Here is a 17505-nt window from a genome sequence, read left to right on the forward strand (position 1 = left end):
GGCCCGCGGTGGCGACGTGTGGCCGTCCGTGCGTACGGAACGCGTCAAGATGTCCGGCGGCGGCAACCGGGTGGGCCGGAACGACCGTCCACGCCATCAGAAGCACTGATCGATCGTCAGGGGAGCCCGGCCGTCGGGCCGGACTGCCCCTGGCGCGGCATCGTCGTAGGGCGACGTCCGGCAGGCGCCGTCCGAGTCCGCGTCCGACCGACCACCACATGGGGGAACGCTCATGACACAGCTGCTCATCGAAGAGAACTTCCAGCACCTCGACGGCCAGGACGTGGAGTCGCTGATCGAGGCCCTCGCCGAGTTCGGTCTGAACGCGGAGCCCACCCAGCCCCGCACGGGGACCCGAAACGGCGAGTGGGCGCTCGTCCTGCACTGGCTCGGGGACGACATCGGGCCGATCACCGAGGACGCCGTGACGACGGCGCTCGTCATGGCGGTGACAGAGGTGCTGGGCCGGGCGCACTCGGCCGGGCCCGGCGGGACCAGCGTGCGGCGCCGCACGCTGCCGGTCCGCATCGACATCCGCGGACGTACGGGAGAGCTGATCACGTCCGTTGCGGTGCCGGGCGCGAAGGCGGCGCCGTCGGCTGCGTCGTGATGGCACGGCAGGGCCGCGGTGGCCGGGCGGCGTGCCGCAGCCGGCCCCGTCGCCTCCCGCGGCTGAAGCGGGGTGGCGGTCGGCTGGAGGTGGCCGACCCGCTCGAACGCTGCTGTACGGGCGCTCCGAGGCGGCCCGCCATCCTCGGCGGATGCGCTGCTCACTGCTCGGTTCCTGCCTGCGCTCGCTGCTGCGAGGCCTGATCGCCCTCGGGCAGCTGTCGGGGTACGCCCCGCCGGTCGCGCCGCCGCCTCCCGCTGGTCCCGGGCCGGGCCACCCGGAGCGGCTCCGCCCCGACCTGCCGCTCAGCGACGTCGAGAGGGAGCTGCGCAGGCAGCTGCGCGACATCTCCGGTGGACCGGTGCCGCGCGACTTCTGACCCCTTCGGGGCCGGACGGTCAGGAGTTGCTGGACACCGCCTCGGGGGCGGCCGAGCGGGCGCGGAGCGATGGTGGTGGCGTGCCCCGCGGGGCGACGCGTCGCAGCAGCGGCCCGGTCATCAGGGTCGTGACGAGGGCCATGACCACCATCGCGCTGAACATCCGGGTATCGATGACGCCGAGCCGGTGGCCCACGTTCAGGATGACGAGCTCGGTGAGGCCTCGGGCGTTGAGCAGGATGCCGAGGGCGGCCGCCTCCCGCCTGGTCGAGCCGGTGAGCCGGGCAGCGGCGGCGGCACCGGCGAACTTGCCGACGCAGGCCGTCACCAGCACCGCGGCCACGATGACCAGGCCGTGCCACCCGATGCCGGTCAGGTCGACGGCCAGCCCCGTGACCGTGAAGAAGGCCGGCAGCAGGAGGAGGCCGGCCTGCTCGATGCGCTCCGGGACCTCGGGCGCGAGGGCGTCGATCCGGTCGCGGGGCACCGCCGCGCCGAACATGAAGGCGCCGAAGACGGCGTCCAGGCCGATCTCGCCGGTGACCCAGGCGGAGAGCACTGTCCCGGTGACGAGGACGGCGTGGATCCACGGTCCGCCGACGGCGCGGCGCCGCTCCGGCGCCAGCAGCCAGCCGAGGGCGGGGCGGACGACGCAACCGAGGACGAGCACGACGACGACCGTGTTCAGCGCCAACCGTCCGAGCGCCCAAGGGCTCTGGGCGTTCACCACGGCCACTACCACGGCCAGCGCACACCACGCGAGGAAGTCCTGCAGGGCGGCGCAGGCGAGCGACAGGGTGCCGAGCGGATCCTGGTGCATCCCGCGTTCGGCGATGATCCGGGCGAGGACGGGGAAGGCCGTGATGGACATCGCCGTCCCCAGGAACAGGGCCGGGCCCAGCCAGCCGGTGGTTCTCAACTGGGAGGCGTCGAACCAGGGTTGGAGCAGCACCGCGAGGCCCAGGCCGAGCGCGAAGGGCAGTGCGACGGAGCTGAGCGACACCGCCGTCACCCGGCGCCCGGCGCCCCGCAGATGGGCGGTGTCGAACCGGTACCCCACGATGAACATGAAGAAGACCAGGCCGAGTTGGGAGAGCACCCGCAGGTGGGGCTGGACCTCGGGGGGGAACAGGACGGCGTCCAACCGTCCCGGGAGCAGACCGATCAGGCTGGGCCCGAGGGCGACCCCGCCGACGATCTCACCCATGACGGCGGGCTGGCGCAGCCGGACGGCCAGTCTCCCGCAGACGAACGCGGTGCCGAGGATGACGGCCAGGGCGACGAGCACACCGCCCGCCGTCGCCGCCTCGGTCGGCCCGGCGGCCGACAGTTGATGCGGATCGATCAGTGGAGTCATCACGCTCTACCTCTTCGCTCGGTGCCCCGGTGAGGGCGGCTGCCAGGCCGGTACGGGAAATGGGGTGACGTACCGGGAGGGGTGGGGGAGGGCGCCGGTCACCGTCCGGTGGAGCCGAGCAGATCGGTCCGCAGCCGGACGGGCGAGGTGCCGAAGGCGATCCGGCGCAGCATCGCGCCGTAGAGCGGGGTCCTGGACACCAGAGCCGCCGTCCGCGGGCGGATCGCCGAGGAGAGGCGCCCGGTGGAGAGCATCATCCGGCTCTGGATCCGCTGGATCCGGGTGATCCGGTCCACCTCGGGCCTGCGCAGCGCTGTGTACCGGTCGAGCCGGGCCGCGCCGGCGTCGGCGCTGCGCACCGCCTCGACCAGGACGGGGTGAGCCGCGACGGCGTCCCGAATGGCGAGGTTGATGCCCTGCGCGCCGATCGGGCTGTGGGTGTGGGCGCTGTCGCCGATCAGCACCAGCCCGTCGCGCACCCACTCCTCGGCGCTGCCGGAGAAGACGTCGAGCAGGGACAGGTCCCCGAAGCCGGTGATCTCCTCGCGGATGCGCTCGGCGTACTCCGGTGCGGCGTGGCACAGTTGCTCGATGATGTGGTCGGCTCCCCGGTCGGCCAGCCGACGGAAGCCGCCGTGCGGGAGCGTCCAGCCGAGCTGGAGCGAGTCGGGCACCGAGGAGTAGCTCAGGACCGGATTGCCGCCGGCCCGGAAGACCCGGACGTCCCGCGTGTGCCCGGTGCTCCGCTGCGGCGCTCCGCTCAGCCGGAACCAGAGGACGTCCTGGCTGAACAGCTCCTGGCGCCGGTAGCCGATGCCGGCGAGGGTGCGGATCTTCGAGAAGCGGCCGTCCGCCGCGACCACGCACCGCGCCCGGATCACCTGCTCGCCCGCGCCGCCGGGCCCGGCGGCGACCGCCCCGCGGACGACGCCGCCCTCCTCCACCAGCCCGCTCGCCCTGGTGCCCGCCAGGTAGCGGAAGCCGTCGTGCCGTGCGCAGGCGGCCAGCAGCTCGGCCAGCAGGTGGCGTTGTGGCAGGCTCAGCAGGCAGTTGTACGGTCCGGGCAGCCGTCGGTAGTCACCGTTGATGAGGATCCGGCCGCGCTCCTCCAGCAGGAAGCGTTGGTGCTCGACGGCGCCGTGCGCCCGCGCCGGGCGGAGGACGCCCAGCTCGTCCAGCAGTGCCTGGCCGCCGGGCTGGAGGATCTCGCCGCGGTACGTCCGGTCCAGCGAGCGGCTGCGTTCCAGCAGGGTGACCCGCACGCCGGAGCGGACCAGGAGCAGGGCGAGCGTCAGCCCGGCGGGGCCGCCGCCGACCACGCAGATGTCGGTGTCGATGTCCATGCGACCAGAGGCTAGGCAGCACTCCTCAACGCCGGTTCGCGCGGCGGGCCGCGCGGCAGGTGGACGGCGGCTCGAATCCGCCGCGAGGGCGGGAGCCGACGATCGGTGCCGGCGGATTTCTTCTCACGGACAGGAGGCGATCGGGTATGTCGGATGCGGAGCGGGGGAGCAGCGGTGTCAGGTGAGGACGGGCGGCGCCGTGTGGTGGTGACCGGGATGGGGGTGGTGGCCCCCGGCGAGGTCGGCACCAAGGCGTTCTGGGAGTTGCTGACCGCGGGCCGGACGGCGACCCGGACGATCTCGACGTTCGACCCGTCGCCGTTCAGGTCCCGGGTGGCCGCCGAGTGTGATTTCGATCCGGTGGCCAGTGGTCTGACCCAGCGTCAGATCCGGCAATGGGACCGCACCGCGCAGTTCGCCATGGTGGCGGCGCGCGAGGCACTGGCCGACTCCGGGGTGTCGGGGTCGAACGATCCGCTCCGCACCGGGGTGATGGCCGGGACGGCGTGCGGGATGACGATCAGCCTCGACCGCGAGTTCGCCGTGGTCAGCGACGAGGGCCGGCGGCAGCTGGTCGACGACGCCCACGGTGTGCCCTATCTGTACGACTACTTCGTGCCGTCCTCGATGGCGACCGAACTGGCCTGGCTGGTGGAGGCCGAGGGGCCGGTGGGCGTGGTCTCGACCGGGTGCACCTCCGGTATCGACGTGATCGCCCACGCCTGCGACCTGATCCGTGACGGCGAGGCGGACGTGATGCTGGCCGGTGCGTCGGACGCGGCGATCTCTCCGATCACGGTGGCCTGCTTCGACGCGATCAAGGCGACCTCGCCGCGCAACGACGAGCCGGAGAGCGCCTCGCGGCCGTTCGACCTGACCCGCAACGGCTTCGCCCTCGGCGAGGGCGCGGCGATGTTCGTCCTGGAGGAGCGCGAGCACGCGCGCCGACGCGGCGCGCACGTCTACGCCGAGGTCACGGGGTACGCCGGGCGCTGCAACTCCTACAGCATGACGGGGCTGCGGCTGGACGGGAACGAGATGGCGGAGGCGATTCGGGTCGCGCTCGACCGGAGCCGGATGAATCCCGAGGACATCGCGTACGTCAACGCGCACGGCTCGGCCACCAAGCAGAACGACCGGCACGAGACGGCCGCGTTCAAACGGAGCCTCGGCGAGCACGCCTACCGGGTGCCGGTCAGCTCGATCAAGTCGATGATCGGGCACTCGCTGGGCGCGGTCTGTGCCCTGGAGTTCGCCGCCAGCGCGCTGGCGATCGAGCACTCGGTGGTTCCGCCGACGGCCAATCTGCACGTGCCCGATCCCGAGTGCGATCTGGACTACGTGCCGCTGGTGGCCAGGGAGCAGCGGGTGTCCACGGTGCTCAGCGTGGCCAGTGGTTTCGGTGGCTTCCAGAGCGCGATCGTGCTGGCCGAGCCGGAATGGAGCGGGGCATGACGAAGGTCGTGGTGACCGGTATCGGCGTGGTGGCGCCGAACGGCTGGGGTGTGGAGGAGTACTGGGAGGCCACGCTGGCCGGCCGTTCGGGCCTCGGCCCGGTGACCCGCTTCGACTCGGCCGGCTACCGGGCGCACGTGGCCGGTGAGGTGAACTTCCGGCCGGAGGACCATCTGCCGAGCAGGCTGCTGCCCCAGACCGACCACATGACCAGGCTGGCGCTGGTGGCGGCGGAGGAGGCCCTGGCCGACGCGGGGGCGGACCCGGCGACGATGCCGGACTTCGCCGCCGGGGTGGTCACGGCCGCCTCCGCCGGCGGGTTCGAGTTCGGGCAGCGGGAGCTGACGGCGCTGTGGAGCAAGGGCCCGGCATACGTCAGCGCGTACCAGTCCTTCGCCTGGTTCTACCCGGTCAACACCGGGCAGATCTCGATCCGGCACGGCATGCGGGGCCCCGGCTCGGCGCTGGTGGCCGAGCAGGCGGGCGGGTTGGACGCACTGGCCAAGGCGCGGCGGCACGTCCGGGAGGGCACCGCGTTGATGCTGGCGGGCGGGGTGGACGGCTCGCTCTGCCCGTGGTCGTGGCTCTGCCTCACCCGCAGCGGCACGGTGAGCCCGGAACGGGACCCACGGCGGGCCTTCCTGCCGTTCGACGCCGACGCGTCGGGCGGGGTGCCGGGGGAGGGCGGTGCGCTGCTCGTCCTGGAGGATCCCGAGCGGGCGGCCGGGCGCGGGCAGCGCCGCCACTACGGGGAGGTGGCCGGCTACTCGGCCACCTTCGACCCGCGCCCCGGTTCCGGGCGTCCGCCCGGGCTGCGGCGGGCGATCGAGGCGGCGCTGGCCGACGCCGGGGCCGACCCGTCCGACATCGACGTGGTCTTCGCCGACGCCAGCGGGGTGGCCGAGCGGGACCGGGCGGAGGCCGAGGTGCTGAGCGCGGTGTTCGGACCGCGCGGGGTGCCGGTGACGGCGCCCAAGACGATGACCGGCCGGCTGCTCGCCGGGGGTGCCCCGCTGGACGTGGCCGCGGCGCTGCTGGCCATGCGGGACTCGGTGATCCCGCCCTCCGTCCACCTCGGACGGCCCGCCTTCGGTGAGCTGGACCTGGTGGGGGACCGGCCGAGGCCGTCCCGGCTGGGGAGCGCGCTGGTACTCGCCCGTGGGCACGGCGGGTTCAACAGCGCGCTGGTGCTGACGGGTTGCTGACCGACCGCTGACCGACTTCCGACCGACTGCGGGCGAGCCGCGGAAGCGGCCGCCGAAGAACCGACCGACGATCGACCGACGACCGACCGAACTGAGGAAACGCCATGGCAGAGTTCACCCTTGACGATCTGATCACCACGCTGCGCGAGGCCGCGGGCGTCGACGAGGGCGTCGACCTCGACGACGTCCTGGACGTGCCCTTCGAGGCCCTGGGCTACGACTCGCTGGCGCTGTTCAACACCGTCAACATGATCGAGCGGGACCGGGGCATCGCGCTGCCGGACGACGTCGTGGTCGAGGCCAGGACCCCGCGGCAGCTGCTGGCCGCGGTCAACCTGAGCCTGACCCAGGTGGGTTGAGCGTGTGCGGCATCGTTGGGGCGGTCGACTTCGACGCCTCCCCCGAGCAGCGCCGTGATCTGCTGCAGGCGATGACGGACACCATGGCCTGCCGAGGGCCGGACGCCGAGGGGCTCTGGTTCGGCCCGTGGGTCGGCTTCGGCCACCGCCGGCTGGCGGTGATCGACCCGGCGCACGGGCAGCAGCCGATGACCGCCCGGCACCGGGGCCGCGGCGCGGCGATCACGTTCGCCGGCGAGGTCTACAACTTCCGTGAGTTGCGCGCCGAGTTGATCGCGCTCGGCCACCGGTTCCGGACGGCGTGCGACACCGAGGTGGTGCTCCGCGGCTACCTCCAGTGGGGTGCCGCGCTGGTGGACCGGCTCAACGGCATGTACGCCTTCGGCATCTGGGACGAGCAGGCCGAGGAACTGCTGCTGGTCCGCGACCGGATGGGCGTCAAACCGCTGTACTACTACCCGACAGACACGGGCGTGCTGTTCGGCTCGGAGCCGAAGGCCGTCCTCGCCGACCGCGCGGTGCCGCGCAGGGTCGGCGCGGAGGGGCTGTGCGAGGCGCTGGACATGGTCAAGACGCCCGAGGCGGCCGTCTTCTCCGGGATGCGCGAGGTCCGGCCCGGCCAACTCGTCCGGGTCGGGCGCACCGGGGTGCGCCGGCACACCTACTGGCGGCTGGAGGCCCGTGAGCACACCGACGACCTGTCCGCGACCATCGGGACGGTGCGGGAGCTGCTGTCCGACACGGTCGCGCGCCAGCTGGTCTCGGACGTGCCGCTGGGCTGCCTGCTCTCCGGAGGCCTCGACTCCTCGGCGGTGACGGCGCTGGCGGCCCGGTCGGGGCCGGTGCGCTCGTTCTCGGTGGACTTCCGGGGCGCGGCGGACGGCTTCGCCCCGGACGCGGTGCGCCAGGCGCCGGACGCGCCGTTCGTCCGCGACCTGGCCCGGCACGTGGGTGCGGAACACCGCGAAGTCCTGCTGGACAGCGGCGATCTGACGGATCCGGCGGTGCGCGCCGCGGTGCTGCGGGCCACCGACCTGCCGCCCGCGTACTGGGGTGACATGTGGCCCTCGCTGTACCTGTTCTTCCGGGCGGTGAAGCGGGAGTGCACGGTGGCGCTGTCCGGCGAGGCCGCGGACGAACTGTTCGGCGGCTACCGCTGGTTCCACAACCCGCTGGCCCTGCGCGCCACCACCTTCCCCTGGCTCACCTCGGGTTCGGCACGCTACTTCGGCGGCCGCTCGCTGTTCCAGCAGGGACTGCTGGACAAGCTCGACCTCGACGGCTACCGGGCCGCGCGGTACTCGGAGGCGCTCGCCGAAGTGCCGGTGCTGCCGGGGGAGTCCGCCGATGACCGTCGGATGCGCGAGATCACCTATCTCAACCTGACCCGGTTCGTGCAGACCCTGCTCGACCGCAAGGACCGGATGAGCATGGCGGTGGGCCTGGAGGTTCGGGTGCCGTTCTGCGACCACCGGTTGGTGGAGTACGTCTTCAACGTGCCGTGGGCGATGAAGTCCTTCGACGGCCGGGAGAAGAGCCTGCTGCGCGCGGCCGTCGCCGACCTGTTGCCGCGGTCGGTGGTCGAGCGGGTCAAGACCCCGTACCCGGCCACCCAGGACCCGGGCTACGAGGCCGTGCTGCGCGCCGAACTCGCCCGGCTGCTGCGCGACGCGGACGCCCCGGTCCTGCCGCTGCTGGACCTCGGGCGGGCGCGGGCGGTCGTCGACCGGCCGCTGGGCGCGGTGAGCCGCCCGTACGACCGGGGGAGCCTGGAGCTGGTGCTCTGGCTCAACTCCTGGCTCACGGAGTACGAGGTCACGTTGGACCTGTGAGATCCGCGGTGCCACTGTCGCCCGCGACCGACGGGGGCAGTTCGTCGGCCAGCGCCGCCCGAAGGCCACGCAGCACTCGCAGCGTGGCCTTCAGGTCGTCCGGGTCCAGTGGCGAGGCCAGGTGTTCCAGCCAGCGCCGCTCGGCCGGCTCCAGCAGGGCGAGTGCGTCGGCGCCCTTTGCGGTCAGCGAGACCAGCGGTGCGCGCCGGTCCGCCGGGTTGGGGCTGGTGGTGGCGAGGCCGTCCTCGACCAGTTTGACCACGGTCTGCTGGACGGCCTGGCGGCGCAGCCCGCGCTCCCGCGCGAGGTGCGCGGCGCTGTGCGGACCGTCTGCCAGCAGGCCGAGGACCTGCCATCGCGCGGAGGTCAGCCCGAACCGGCCGGACAGCCCGTCGCCCGCGCGCAGCAGGGCGCCGTTGACGGCGAACAACTCGGTGGTGATCTCGCTCAAGGTATCTGCCACGGGGGAGAGGTCGGTCATGACGGAAGCCTAATCGCAGCACGCTCGCGCGATTTCGACAAGAGCTTGTCATTTACTCGAGGTGGGCACTACCCTCAAATTGACAAGAGCTTGTCGATTTTGTGTGTCGGGCCCGGGTTGTGCGGTCGTCCGGCACCGCACGGCGGGCCGACCGAAACCGCATGGAGAAACAGGACATGGCAAACCTCGCCTCGCAGACCGACGAGGCCGTCGCGGACGACGCCGGCCCGGCCGGCTTCACCCACCGCCAGATCATCACGGCCCTCACCGGACTGCTGCTGGCAGTCCTGCTCGCCGCACTCGACCAGACCATCGTCTCGACCGCGCTGCGCACGATCGGCGACCAGCTGCACGGGCAGACCGTCCAGGCCTGGGTCATCACCGGCTACCTGGTCAGCTCCACGATCGCGATGCCGTTCTACGGCAAGCTCTCCGACATCTACGGCCGCAAGCCGCTCTACCTGGCGGCGATCGTGGTCTTCATCGTCGGGTCGGCGGCCTGCTCGCTGGCGAACTCGATGGAGACGCTCGCCGTCGCCCGCGTGGTCCAGGGACTCGGCGGCGCCGGGCTGATGTCGCTGCCCACGGCCGTCATCGCCGACCTCGCCCCGGTGCGGGAGCGCGGCCGGTACTTCTCCTACCTGATGATGGCGTGGGTCGCGGCCAGCGTGCTCGGCCCGCTGGTCGGCGGGCTGTTCGCGGGCGCCGGCGAGATCCTGGGGGTGACCGGCTGGCGCTGGGCCTTCCTGATCAACGTGCCGCTCGGGCTGGTTGCGCTGCTGAGCGTGCGCAAGGCACTCAACCTGCCGCACCAGCGGGTGAACCACCCGATCGACTACCGGGGCGCCGTCACCCTCGCGCTCTGGCTGGTGCCGCTGCTGGTCGTCGCCGAGGAGGGCCTCGACTGGGGCTGGGGTTCGGGCCGTTCGCTGGTGCTGTACGCCGTCGCCGCGCTCGGCCTGGTGCTGTTCGTCCTGGCGGAGCGGGCCCGGGGCCTGGAGGCGATGGTCCCGCTGCGGCTGTTCAAGCGGGGCGGGATCACCCTGGCCACCGCAGTCAACTTCACCATCGGTGTCGGCATCTTCGGTACGGTCTCCACCCTGCCGCTCTACCTCCAGCTGGTGCAGGGCCGCACCGCCACCGTGGCCGGGCTGGTGATCATCCCGCTGATGACGGGCGCGATCATCTCCCAGATGGTCTGCGCGAAGATCATCAAGAAGACGAACCGGTTCAAGAAGCCCGCCATCGTCGGGCTCGGTTCGATGGCCGGCTCGCTGCTGGGGCTCTCCACGGCCGGCGCCGACACCCCGCTGTGGGTGGTGGTGGTGCTCACGGCGTGGCTCGGCCTGGGCATCGGGCTCTCCCAGACGGTCATCACCCTGGCCATCCAGAGCGCGGCGCCCCAGTCCGAGCTGGGCGTGGCCAACGCCGCCTCCGGCCTGTTCCGTCAGCTCGGCGGCACGGCGGGCGCCGCGGTCTTCATGTCGGTGCTGTTCGGCGTCGCGGCCGGCCGGATCGGCGGTGACCTGAACGGTGACGAGGCGGTGCGCCAGGCGCTCTCGGACCCCGCCACGAGCGGTGGCCTCGCGGCCCGCACGATCGACGCCTTCGCCGCCGGCTTCCAGACGATGTTCCTGGTCGGCGGCCTGATCCTGGCGGTCGGCTTCGTGCTCACCTTCCTGCTGCGGGAGCTGCGCGACGAGGAGTGACCGCGCGTCCGAGGCAACCCGCGTACCCCTGGTCCCGCTCCCGGGCCAGGGGTACGCGGCGTACCCGACGGCGACTCGAACGCGCCCGACGAGCATGGGGACACCGCACCGGACTGCCGAGAGTGGAGACCCCATGCCCACCATGCCCCTACCCCTGCCCGAGGACCTCGCCGGCGACTGCGTCGACGGCCCGACCTTCCTGTCCATCATGGGCGCGCTGCCCACCGGAGTGACCGTGGTGACCACCCTGGGCGCCGACGGCGAGCCGTACGGGTTGACCTGCTCCGCGGCGTGCAGCGTCTCCAAGACGCCGCCGCTGCTGCTGGTCTGCATCCATCGGGAGAGCCGGGTGCTGCGGGCCGTGCTGGACCGCGGCGAGTTCGTGGTGAACGTGCTGCGCGGTGGTGGTGAGGACACCTCCGCGCTGTTCGCCTCGGCCAGTGGCGACCGCTTCAGCGGCGTCCGCTGGGAGCCCAGCCGGCTCGGTGGCCTGCCCACCGTGCCGCTGGACGCCGTCGCGCACGCCGAGTGCCGGGTCGCCGCGGCCCTCGACGCCGGCGACCACACGATCGTGATCGGTGCCGTCGTGGACGGTGCCGCCCGGCCGGAGGTGCCCAGCCCGCTGATGTACTGGCGCCGCTCCTACGCCCGCTGGCCGGTCGAGGAGGACCCGAGGACCGTCGCGCTGACCCTGGCGGCCGAGGGCTGAGCGGCGCGCCGACGACGGAAGGGGCCGCGTCCGGGGATCAGCTCCCCGGGCGCGGCCCTCGGCGGTCCCGCCGGCCGTCCTCGGCCGGACAGGACCCTAGCTCCTGCGCATGGCGGCCTTGACCTCCTCGGCGCTGGCGGCCAGCAGCTCCTGGATCTCCGGGCGGGGGTGGTCGGTGGCCCACTGTGCGAGCTGGATCATCTTCTCGGCCGTCGGGTTGATGTGATGGGTGTCGGGGTCGTTGAAGCCCAGCGCGGGCAGCATCCAGTCCGACTCCCGCACCCGCTGCTCCAGGGTGGCGGCGGCCTCCTCGGCCGTCATCCGCTTGGCGTCCACGGCCTCGCACAGCTCGGTGAGCTCGTCGAAGGCCTCCTTGTAGAAGTCCAGCGGGCACCACAGCCCCGGGTACGGGTTGTCGTCCAGGGCCTGGCAGTGCGTGTCGTCACCGGTCTCCTTGGTCGCGGTCAGCGCGTTGAGGATGCGCTTGCCGCCGATCACGCTGGCCGAGGCCCAGATCCGGAACACCGAGTTCCACAACGGGTAGTGGGAGAAGGAGATGAACGAGTTGTTCACCAGCCGGTCGTTGTAGTCCAGCAGGCCCTGCTCCAGCCGCTCCACGTAGGCGAACCGCTCCAGCGAGAAGTCGTCCTCGCGCAGCGCCGCCATCAGCCGCCAGGACAGCGCGTTGATGATCTCGCAGGTGTTGGACAGCCCCCGGGAGAACAGCGGGTCGATGAACCCGGCCGCGTGCGACATCAGGCACCAGCGCTCGCCGACCGTCCGGGTCGAGGAGTACTGCATCCGGTCCGTCCGGACCCACTCGCGCACGCTCCGGGCGCCCTCCAACTGCCGCCGCACCGCGGGGAAGCGGTCCACGTGGGACCAGAACTCCTCCTCGGCGGTGAGGTCCTGGCGCGCCGGGTACGTCCTCGGGTCGAGCTGGATGCCCACGCTGCACAGGGGATTGGTGGCCCCGGGGTGGTTGTCGAACGGGATGATCCACATCCAGCCGCGCTCGAAGATGTGGTGCATCGTCCCGTCGTTCCACGGCACAGGCGGACGCAGCCCGTCGGGCGTGTCCAGGTGGTCGTCGATCGCCTCCACCCCGACCATGTGCGTGAAGATCGAGCGCGCGTGGTGCTTGAGCCGGCTGGGCTCCTCCCGCAGCCCCAGCTGCTTGGCCAGCGGCGAGCGGAACCCGCTGGCGTCGACCAGGTAGCGGGCGCGGTAGCTGCTGCCGTCCGCGCCGACCACCGTGACCCCGTCGTCGTCGAGGTCGACGCGCTCCACCCGGTAGTCCTGCCGCGCGTCGCAGCCGTAGCGGACAGCGGTGTGGAACATGTACGCGTCGGTGTCCTGCCGGAAGAAGTGCGCGGCGTTGCCGACGATCCCGGGGATGCGGAACTGGCTGGTGAGGTTCGGGTCCGGCTCCTCGCCGTCCTCGTGGAACATGAACCCGAAGTTGCTCTTCTGCCCGTGCGCGCTGCTCACGTTGGCCAGCACGTCCTCGAAGCTCGCCAGGTGGGCGATCTCCGGGATCCCGTACCGGTCGGCGATCAGCCGCAGCACCACCAGCGTCTGCCCGATGGTCGACTCGCCGACGGCGAACCGGGGGTGGTGGGTGCCGTCGAGCAGCAGGACGCGGAAGTCCTGCTTGGCCAGGATCGAGCCGAGCATGGTGCCCGACAGGCCGGTGCCGACGATGACCACGTCGTACGGCTGTTCCGCCTGCGGTGCGGCGTGCTCCGTCACGTCGTTCTCCCTTCCGTTCAGGCGGACTTGACGCCGATGGCGAAGTGGTCCCGGGTGATGGTGTCGGTGGCGGTCACCCGGTCGACCGTGAAGCCGGCCTCCTCCAGGTAGTCGCGGGCCTGCTGGAGCGAGTACGCGGAGCTGTCGTCCCGGATCATGGTGTGGTTGATCCGTTGCAGCAGGACCTCCGGGTCCCGCTCGTCCGGGTCGATCATGGCGTCGTAGAGCACCACCGCGCCGCCGGGCCGCACCGCCTTGTGGGCGCGCCGCAGCAGCTCCCGGCGGTCGTCGACCGGCCAGTCGGGCAGCACGTGGCCGAGGATCACCACATCGGCCTCCGGCATCGGGGAGGCGAAGAAGTCGCCGCCGTGGAAGGTGACCCGGTCGGCCGTCCCGGCCGTGCTCACCAGCTCGTCGAAGAGCGGGCGCAGCGCCGGCAGGTCGAAGACGGCGCCCCGCAGGTGCGGGTGGGCCGAGGCGATCCGGGAGGCCACGTTGCCGCGCGCGCCGCCGACGTCCACGAAGGACGTGTAGCGGCTCCAGTCGAGCTGGCGGGCCAGCTCGTCCGCGGTGAACCCGTTGTGGGCGTCCATGTGCGCCATGACCTGGCGGGCGCGGTCGAGGTCCTCGTAGTGCTTGGGGTAGGCCAGCGGACCCTGCGCGGCGACGGCGGACTTGGCCTTGCCGTCGCGCAGCGCGTCGGTCAGCTGCGCCCAGGCGTGGAAGTGCAGCCGGGCGTGCTGCTGGGCGGTGCCGCCCAGGTAGGTCGGAGCGTCCGGGAGCAGGAACTCCTCGGCGAGCGGGGCGGCGCGGTAGCGGCCGTCCTCGGCCGTCAGCAGGTCGAGGCCGACCAGGGCGTCCAGGAAGTCCTTGAACAGCCGGTGGTCGACGCCCAGTTCGGACCGGATCTCGTCGACGCCGGCGGAGCGGTCCGCCAGTAGCTCGAAGAGGCCGAGCTCCACCGCGCTCTGGAGCGCCTTCGCTTGGAAGTAGGCGGTGTTGAGTGCGACGATCCGGCGCGCGCGGGCGGCGGGGCTGCCGGTGACTGAAGTCATCTTCTCCCTCTCTCGGTGTGCTGCGGGTGTCGTGCGGGTCGTGCGGGTCGTGCGGTTCTCAGGCGGCGCCGAACCAGGTGGTCGCGGCGTGGCGGAGCTCCTCGCGCCGCGCCGGGGGCCCGGCCCAGGCGACGTAGCCGTCAGGGCGGATCAGGAAGGCGAGGTCGGGCTCCGCGCCCGCGACCTTGGCGGTCACGGTGGTGACGCGGTCGGCCCAGGCGGCCAGTGGCGAGGCGGCCGGTGGCGAGGCGGCCGGTCCGGGTTCGGGCAGCAGCAGCAGCCCGCGCGCCTCGGTGAAGCAGCCGCTGATCCGTCGGCCGCCCCCGGCGGTGAGCAGGTCGGCGTCCGGCATCCGGCGCCCGACCGACGGGTGGTCACCCGTCCCGTAGGCGACGTCGAAGCCGGACAGCATCCCGGCGATGTGGCGGTTGGTGTCCGGCAGTGCCATCAGCTCGCGGAAGGTCTGGCGCAGCGCGTCGTACCTCGGGTCCGGGTCGATCAGCACGGCCTGGGTCCGGGTGTTGCGCACCACGCCGTCGGCGACCGGGCGCCGCTCGCCCTGGTAGCTGTCCAGCAACTCCTCGCCGCCCTGGCCGCGTACCACGGACGCGAGCTTCCAGCCGAGGTTCACCGCGTCCTGGATGCCGAGGTTGAGCCCCTGCCCGCCGGCCGGCAGGTGGATGTGCGCCGCGTCGCCGGCCAGCAGCACCCGGCCGCTGCGGTACGCCCCGGCCAGCCGGGAGACGTCGGTGAGCCGGGACAGCCAGGTGACGTCGTGCATCCCGTGGTCGCCGCCGGTGTGCTCGACCAGGGCCGCGCGCATCTCCTCCTCGGTGACCGGCGCGTTGCGGTCGGGGAAGGGCTCGCCGAACCAGGCGACGGTGGCCCGGTAGACGTCCGGCTTGTGCTGGAAGGCGCCGAACCAGGACCTCTTCTCCGGGTTGACCAGACCCACCGGGCGCATCGGCCCCAGTCCCTCACCGCGCGGCAGCTCACCTCGGAACCGCATGTCCCCGATCAGCGCGTACATGTGCGGGTCCTGGCCGGTGAAGGCGATCCCCGCCTGCCGGCGTACGGTACTGCCGCCGCCGTCGCAGCCGACCAGGTAGCGTGCCCGGACGGTGCCGGTCCCGGTCTCGACGGTCACGCCGTCCTCGTCCTGGGTGAAGCCGGTGACGGGAGCGCCCCGGACGATCCGCACGCCGAGTTCCCGCGCCCGCTCGGCCAGCAGCTCCTCCGTGCGCAGCTGCGGCACCAGCAGCACGTACGGGTGCCGGGTGTCGAACTCCTCGAACCGCATCGGCACGCCCAGGCTGGCGAAGTTGCCGCCCTTGAGCAGGCCCGCGCCCTCCAGGAACCGGTCGAGCAGCCCGCGCAGTTCCAGCAGTTCCACGGTGCGGCCCTGCATGCCCATGGCCTTCGAGTGTTTCTCCGGCTCCTCCCTACGCTCCACCACCAGCGTCCGGGCACCGCCCAACGCCAGCTCGCAGGCGAGCATCAGGCCCGTCGGCCCCGCACCCGCCACCACCACATCGCAGTCCATCGCGCCCTCCGCTGCCGGCTCCTGTACGACGGGCCCACCGTGCCAGCGCCGCTTCGAGCCGGTGTCCAGCGCTCTTGGCAGCCCTGGCGCGGGCGGGGCACGAAAGCGGCTCGAAGGGCGACGCCTAGCGTCGGCGGAATCCCTGATCCGACCGATGTGAGGACCCGTCATGCCCTTCACCGCGAACGAGGCCGCCTACCTGGCCTCGCAGTCGCTAGCCCGCCTGGCCACCGTGGACGGTCGCGGGCAGCCGCACGTCGTCCCGCTCGGCTTCCACTACAACGCCGGCCTCGGCACCATCGATGTGACCGGTCGCGGCATGGCCCGCAGCCTCAAGTACCGCCACGTGCAGGAGAATCCGAAGGTCTCGCTGGTCGTGGACGACGTGCTGGACCCGGCGGACTGGGTGGTCCGGGGCCTGGAGATCCGCGGCACCGCGCAGGCGCTCCCCACCGGCGGCAAGGAGGTCCTGCCGCACGTCGACGACGAGCTGATCCGGATCACCCCGGAGCGGATCGTCTCCTGGGGCATCGACTCCGACTGCCAGGCGACGCCGCTGGCCCGCACCGTCGCGAAGGGGGCCCGGGCATGATAGAGCGGCTGCCGAAGTTCCCCTGGGACGTCCTGTTCCCCTACCGCAAGCTCGCCGCCGCCCACCCCGACGGGCTGGTCAACCTGGCGCTCGGCGACCCGGTGGACCGGACGCCGGCCGTCGTCCGCGCGGCCCTGGCCGCCGCCGCGGACGCCCCCGGCTACCCGTCCACGGAGGGTACGCCGCAGCTCCGCGAGGCCGTCGCGGCATGGCTGCTGCGGCGCGAGGGCGTGAGCGTGGACCCGTCCGCGGTGATCCCCGCGGTCGGCACCAAGGAGCTGATCGCCTGGCTGCCCACCATGCTCGGCCTGGGCCCCTCCGACGTCGTCCTGGTGCCCGAACTCGCCTTCCCCACGTACGAGGTGAGCGCCCGGCTGGCGGGTGCCCGGCTGGTCCGGACGGCCTCGCCGCTGGCCTACGACGGCCCCGCCCCCAGGGTGGTCTGGCTGAACTCCCCGTCCAACCCGGAGGGCCGCGTCCTCGGCACCGCCGAGCTGCGCGCGATCGTCGGCTGGGCGCGGGAACGCGGCGCCCTCGTGGTGAACGACGAGTGCTACCTCGACCACGTCTGGGAGGGCGAGACCCGCTCGGTGCTGCACCCCGAGATCAGCGGTGGCAGCCACGAGGGGGTCCTGGCCGTGCACTCGCTCTCCAAGCGCTCCAACCTGGCCGGCTACCGGGCCGGGTTCGCTGCCGGGGACCCGGCGGTGATCGCCACGCTGCTGGAGGTGCGCAAGCACGCCGGACACATGGTGCCCGCCCCGGTGCAGGCCGCCATGGTGGCGGCGCTCGGCGACGACTCGCACCTGGCGGGGCAGCGCGGGAGCTACGCCCGGCGGCGGGCCGTGCTGCGCGCGGCGCTGCTGGAGTGCGGCTTCCGGATCGACCACTCGGTGGGCGCGCTCTTCCTCTGGGCGACCAGGGACGAGCCCTGCTGGGTGACGGTGGGCGCGCTGGCTGAGCTCGGCATCCTGGTGGCACCCGGGGAGTTCTACGGCGAGGCGGGCGCGCGGCACGTCCGGGTGGCGGTCACCGAGACCGACGAGCGGGTCGAGCAGGCGGTGAAGCGGCTCGCCGCGGCCTTCTGACGGACGGAGTGGACGACGGCGTCGGTCCCCGAGACC

16 protein-coding genes are annotated in these 17505 nt (G+C 72.6%); 10 read left to right on the plus strand and 6 right to left on the minus strand.

Translation table 11 applies throughout. The features are described from left to right. The first annotated feature begins 232 nt into the window (after positions 1 to 232). Both ACFVX9_RS33345 and ACFVX9_RS33350 read left to right on the plus strand, forming a co-directional pair. Entirely contained in the window at positions 233 to 610 is a 378-nt protein-coding gene (locus tag ACFVX9_RS33345; RefSeq protein WP_063346348.1) for a hypothetical protein, read from the plus strand. Between the two features lie 151 nt (positions 611 to 761). Next, on the plus strand, positions 762 to 989 hold the full coding sequence (locus tag ACFVX9_RS33350) for a DUF6059 family protein (RefSeq protein WP_063346347.1): 228 nt from the start codon (positions 762 to 764) through the stop codon (positions 987 to 989). A gap of 19 nt (positions 990 to 1008) precedes the next feature. Here the strand turns inward: ACFVX9_RS33350 and ACFVX9_RS33355 are convergent, their stop codons facing one another. Both ACFVX9_RS33355 and ACFVX9_RS33360 read right to left on the minus strand, forming a co-directional pair. Beyond that, positions 1009 to 2346, minus strand: a complete 1338-nt coding sequence (locus tag ACFVX9_RS33355) for a cation:proton antiporter (protein ID WP_387985293.1) — start codon at positions 2344 to 2346, stop codon at positions 1009 to 1011. 98 nt (positions 2347 to 2444) lie between these two features. Next, the gene (locus ACFVX9_RS33360; RefSeq protein WP_063346345.1) at positions 2445 to 3689 is read right to left on the minus strand and encodes an FAD-dependent monooxygenase; all 1245 of its coding nucleotides are present in this window, start codon (positions 3687 to 3689) and stop codon (positions 2445 to 2447) included. A 174-nt stretch (positions 3690 to 3863) separates the two neighbouring features. Here ACFVX9_RS33360 and ACFVX9_RS33365 point away from each other — a divergent pair, with 174 nt between their 5' ends. From ACFVX9_RS33365 to asnB, 4 genes are all read left to right on the plus strand, one after another. Continuing rightward, positions 3864 to 5144, plus strand: a complete 1281-nt coding sequence (locus tag ACFVX9_RS33365) for a beta-ketoacyl-[acyl-carrier-protein] synthase family protein (protein ID WP_279634872.1) — start codon at positions 3864 to 3866, stop codon at positions 5142 to 5144. Continuing rightward, positions 5141 to 6349, plus strand: coding sequence for a ketosynthase chain-length factor (locus ACFVX9_RS33370; protein ID WP_387985297.1), 1209 nt, complete (start codon positions 5141 to 5143; stop codon positions 6347 to 6349). The genes ACFVX9_RS33365 and ACFVX9_RS33370 overlap by 4 nt, the downstream gene beginning before the upstream one ends. A gap of 104 nt (positions 6350 to 6453) precedes the next feature. After that, complete coding sequence (locus ACFVX9_RS33375; RefSeq protein ID WP_387985300.1) at positions 6454 to 6708, plus strand: acyl carrier protein; 255 nt, start codon at positions 6454 to 6456, stop codon at positions 6706 to 6708. Between the two features lie 2 nt (positions 6709 to 6710). Then, a complete protein-coding gene (asnB, locus tag ACFVX9_RS33380) occupies positions 6711 to 8540 on the plus strand; it encodes an asparagine synthase (glutamine-hydrolyzing) (protein ID WP_063346341.1) in 1830 nt (609 codons plus the stop codon). On the opposite strand, the gene ACFVX9_RS33385 is transcribed toward asnB, so the two are convergent. Beyond that, a complete protein-coding gene (locus ACFVX9_RS33385) occupies positions 8524 to 9021 on the minus strand; it encodes a MarR family winged helix-turn-helix transcriptional regulator (protein ID WP_063346340.1) in 498 nt (165 codons plus the stop codon). The genes asnB and ACFVX9_RS33385 overlap by 17 nt on opposite strands. A 176-nt stretch (positions 9022 to 9197) precedes the next feature. Between ACFVX9_RS33385 and tcr3 the strand changes: the two genes are divergently transcribed. Together tcr3 and ctcQ are read left to right on the plus strand one after the other, a co-directional pair. Further along, on the plus strand, positions 9198 to 10730 hold the full coding sequence (tcr3, locus tag ACFVX9_RS33390; protein WP_380345791.1) for a tetracycline efflux MFS transporter Tcr3: 1533 nt from the start codon (positions 9198 to 9200) through the stop codon (positions 10728 to 10730). Positions 10731 to 10863: 133 nt separating this feature from the next. Next, positions 10864 to 11439, plus strand: a complete 576-nt coding sequence (ctcQ, locus tag ACFVX9_RS33395) for a flavin reductase CtcQ (RefSeq protein ID WP_380379901.1) — start codon at positions 10864 to 10866, stop codon at positions 11437 to 11439. A 96-nt stretch (positions 11440 to 11535) separates the two neighbouring features. Here ctcQ and ACFVX9_RS33400 read toward each other — a convergent pair whose 3' ends face one another. Genes ACFVX9_RS33400 through ACFVX9_RS33410 form a run of 3 tightly spaced genes read right to left on the minus strand, consistent with a single transcriptional unit; the run spans position 11536 to position 15789 of the window. After that, the gene (locus tag ACFVX9_RS33400) at positions 11536 to 13191 is read right to left on the minus strand and encodes an NAD(P)/FAD-dependent oxidoreductase (RefSeq protein WP_387985306.1); all 1656 of its coding nucleotides are present in this window, start codon (positions 13189 to 13191) and stop codon (positions 11536 to 11538) included. 17 nt (positions 13192 to 13208) lie between these two features. Next, positions 13209 to 14246, minus strand: coding sequence for a methyltransferase (locus tag ACFVX9_RS33405; RefSeq protein WP_380346391.1), 1038 nt, complete (start codon positions 14244 to 14246; stop codon positions 13209 to 13211). Between the two features lie 58 nt (positions 14247 to 14304). Further along, positions 14305 to 15789, minus strand: a complete 1485-nt coding sequence (locus tag ACFVX9_RS33410) for an FAD-dependent monooxygenase (RefSeq protein WP_380379907.1) — start codon at positions 15787 to 15789, stop codon at positions 14305 to 14307. A 169-nt stretch (positions 15790 to 15958) separates the two neighbouring features. Between ACFVX9_RS33410 and ACFVX9_RS33415 the strand changes: the two genes are divergently transcribed. Together ACFVX9_RS33415 and dapC are read left to right on the plus strand one after the other, a co-directional pair. Next, on the plus strand, positions 15959 to 16381 hold the full coding sequence (locus ACFVX9_RS33415) for a PPOX class F420-dependent oxidoreductase (RefSeq protein WP_380379910.1): 423 nt from the start codon (positions 15959 to 15961) through the stop codon (positions 16379 to 16381). After that, positions 16378 to 17469 carry a succinyldiaminopimelate transaminase gene (gene dapC, locus ACFVX9_RS33420; protein WP_387985311.1) on the plus strand — a complete coding sequence of 364 codons (1092 nt, stop codon included), beginning with the start codon at positions 16378 to 16380 and terminating at the stop codon, positions 17467 to 17469. The genes ACFVX9_RS33415 and dapC overlap by 4 nt, the downstream gene beginning before the upstream one ends. Positions 17470 to 17505: the final 36 nt, after the last annotated feature.

This window comes from Kitasatospora sp. NPDC058243 (assembly GCF_042882025.1).
Taxonomy (GTDB): Bacteria; Actinomycetota; Actinomycetes; order Streptomycetales; family Streptomycetaceae; genus Kitasatospora.